This window comes from Clostridium sp. (assembly GCF_051650885.1).
GTDB lineage: Bacteria > Bacillota > Clostridia > Clostridiales > Clostridiaceae > Clostridium.
This window is the reverse complement of sequence record NZ_JBOFRG010000206.1, coordinates 1-3,516: the sequence shown is the minus strand read 5'-3', so window position 1 is coordinate 3,516 and position 3,516 is coordinate 1. Positions and strand designations below refer to the sequence as shown.

Annotated in this window: 3 protein-coding genes; all 3 read left to right on the top strand. The window is 29.7% G+C overall.

Annotated features, from left to right (window positions below):
• Positions 1 to 287 precede the first annotated feature (287 nt).
• Positions 288 to 1,667 carry an MATE family efflux transporter gene (locus ACRC28_RS09885; protein WP_438543286.1) on the top strand — a complete coding sequence of 460 codons (1,380 nt, stop codon included), beginning with the start codon at positions 288 to 290 and terminating at the stop codon, positions 1,665 to 1,667.
• An 81-nt stretch (positions 1,668 to 1,748) separates the two neighbouring features.
• Entirely contained in the window at positions 1,749 to 1,892 is a 144-nt protein-coding gene (locus ACRC28_RS09880) for a YfgJ family double zinc ribbon protein (protein WP_438543285.1), read from the top strand.
• Between the two features lie 456 nt (positions 1,893 to 2,348).
• Positions 2,349 to 3,516: aldehyde dehydrogenase family protein (locus ACRC28_RS09875; protein WP_438543284.1), on the top strand; the 1,168-nt coding region annotated here is incomplete at its 3' end.

The window sequence follows — 3,516 nt, the reverse complement described above, 5'->3', positions numbered from 1 at the left end:
CTTGTTAAAGTGCGTCAATTTTTAATAATTTTACAAATTTAAATACATCTAAAAATTTAAAATGTAAATTATAAATATTATTTAGAAAAAGGGCTATCGCTAACGGATTTTATTTCCGCTAAAGCGACAGCCCCTTTTTAATTAAGAGTTAAAAATTAAGAATTAGGGAGAGTTGCAAGCAACTCTTGTAATGGAAGAATTAAAGGCTTAGATTTTACTTTATTTACTTAAATAGGATTTTTATGTATAATGAGGACGAGTAGTAGTAAAATTTTGAGGTGGAAAATATGGTTAAGAGTAATGTGGATTTATTGAAGGGAAGCATTTTGAAGGGACTGATTATTTTTGCAGTTCCGATTTTTATATCTAATTTATTTCAGCAGCTTTATAATACTGTGGATATTATGATTGTTGGTAATTATTTGGGGGATATGGCACTTGGGGCTATTGGTGCAAGTGCTGCTATTTATGAGATGATTATTGGTTTTGCTTTGGGAGTTGGAAATGGGTTAAGTATTGTAACTGCAAGAGCTTATGGAGCGAAGGATGAAGATGGAATAAAGAAGTCAGTTGCAGGAGCATTAGTTATTGGAGCTATACTAACTTTAATAGTAATGATTATATCAGTATTATTTTTATATCCATTATTAGAATTGCTTAATACACCTGCTAATATTATTGATGAGGCTTATTCTTATATATTTGTTATAGGAATATCTGTAGGAGTTATATTTATATATAATTTAAGTGCAAGTCTTTTAAGAGCAATAGGAAATAGTATTGCACCATTAATATTTTTAGTGGTATCAGCAATATTAAATGTAGGACTAGATATATTGTTGATAACAGAGTTTAATATGGGGATTAGAGGGGCAGCAGTTGCAACTATAATTGCAGAAGTAATTGCAAGTGGAGCTTGTATTATTTATATTTTAAAGAAGTGTCCTATATTAATTCCACGAAAAGAACATTTTAAAATAGATAGGGAATTATATAAGGAACTTTTAGGGCAAGGATTATCTATGGGGATGATGATGTTGATAGTTTCAACAGGAACAATTATATTACAAACTGCTATAAATGGATTTGGACATTTAATAATAGCGGGACATACTGCTGCAAGAAAAGTAGGATCAATTGTAATGATGCCAGTAGGTGTACTTGCAATGAGTCTTGCAACATTTGTATCACAAAATAAGGGCGCAGATAAAAGTGATAGAATAAGGAAGGGTGTTAAATATGCAAATTTAATGTCAGGAGCTTGGGGATTGATATCATTAGTAGTGGCTGTTTTATTAGGGAATACTATATTAGAGTTTGTTACAGGGTCAAATGAAAAAGAGCTTTTAAATAATGGTGTTTGGTATCTTATAATTAATAGTGCATTCTATGCAGTACTTGGAATACTTTTAAATTTAAGAAATTCTCTGCAAGGGATAGGGGAGAAAGTATTACCTTTAGTTTCAAGTGTTATAGAATTTGCAGGAAAGATATTATTTGTTATATTCCTAATACCAAAGCTTGGATATTTTGGAGTAATGATATGTGAACCAATAATATGGTGTGTGATGACAATACAACTTGCATATGCTTTTTATAAAAATTCATATATTAAAAATGTAAAAATAGAGAAAAGTGAAGAGCTTGAGAAAGTAGAGATTAGCTAGAGAACGTTTAAAAGGATAGACAAATTAAAAAAGAAGTTCTAAAATATGTGATATGAAAACTAAAGAATTGAGGTGGAAAATATGACATATTACTGTCCAGAGTGTGGAAGTGAAGTCGAATGTATTCAGGGATGCGGTTCTACAGGTTACTTTTGCAACAAGTGTAATAAATTAATTTCTAGTAAAGCAATACTAACTGAGAAAAAGAAAGAAGAATCTAAATAAGAAAGATAGCATTAGTTCTAAACAAGAATTAATGCTATCTTTTTATATCAATAATTAAAAAAAAGATGAAAAATAGAATATAAAGGAATATTAAGAGATGATTTTGTTATATATTTAACGAAGTTTAGAACGAAGAGTTAAGTGTGTTTTTAAAAACATTAAAATTAAAGTTAAAAATTGTATAGTAATAATAAGTAATAGATGGCAAAAAAAAGAAAAAGATGTTGAAAAGATTAAATAATGATGAATAATAGGTGAATAAATAAAGAAAAGAGAAAAAAATAAAAAAGTTTTTAAAAAAAGTTTGACAAAAAATAAACAATCAAGTAAAATGAATTTGTAGACAAGTTAAAAAAATAACAAAAGAGGTTAAATTTTAATAAAGTCTCAAACAAATAAGTAAATTTTACTAAAATTAATATAAATTACCTGAATATTAGGAGGATGTAATAAATGATGAAAGTTACAAATGCTCAAGAATTAACAGCAAGAATTAAAGCACTAAGAGAGGCACAAGCGAAATTCGCTAAGTTCTCACAAGAACAAGTAGATGAAATATTTAGACAAGCGGCTTTAGCAGCTAACCACAACAGAATTAAGTTAGCTAAAATGGCAGTTGAAGAAACAGGAATGGGAATCGTAGAAGACAAGGTTATAAAAAATAACTTTGCTGCTGAATATATATACAACCAATATAAAAATTTAAAAACTTGTGGAGTTTTAGAAGAAGATAAAACTGCAGGAATAACAAAGGTTGCAGAACCAATTGGAGTTATTTCAGCAATCGTTCCAACAACTAACCCAACTTCAACAGCTATATTCAAATGTTTAATAGCTTTAAAAACTAGAAATGCAATAATAATATCACCACATCCAAGAGCAAAAAATTCTACTATAGAAGCTGCTAAGATTGTTTTAGAAGCTGCAGTAAAAGCAGGAGCTCCAGAAGGAATAATCGGATGGATAGATGTACCATCAGTTGAATTATCACAAAATGTTATGAGAGAATCAGACATAATATTAGCAACAGGTGGACCAGCGATGGTTAAAGCTGCTTACTCATCAGGAAGACCAGCTTTAGGAGTTGGAGCAGGAAACACTCCAGCAATTATAGATGAATCAGCTCACATAAAAATGGCTGTAAACTCAATATTATTATCTAAAACTTTTGATAACGGAGTTATCTGTGCATCAGAACAATCAATCGTTGTTTTAGAGCAAGTTTATGATGAAGTTAAAAAAGAGTTATCTGAAAGAGGAGCTTACGTCTTAAAAGGTGAAGAAATAGATAAGGTTAGAAAAGTAATCTTAAATGAAAAAGGTGGATTAAATGCTGACATGGTTGGTCAATCTGCTTATAAAATAGCTAAAATGGCAGGAGTAGAAGTTCCTGAATCAGCTAAAGTTTTAGTTGGAGAAGTTACTTCAGTAGAATTAGAAGAGCCATTCTCACATGAAAAATTATCACCAGTATTAGCAATGTACAAAGCAACATCATTTGAAGATGCTTTAAATAAAGCTGATAGATTAATCGAATTAGGTGGTATGGGTCATACTTCAATTCTTTACACAGATCAAATAGTTAACAGAGATAGAGTATTAACTTTTGGTGAAAGAATGAAAA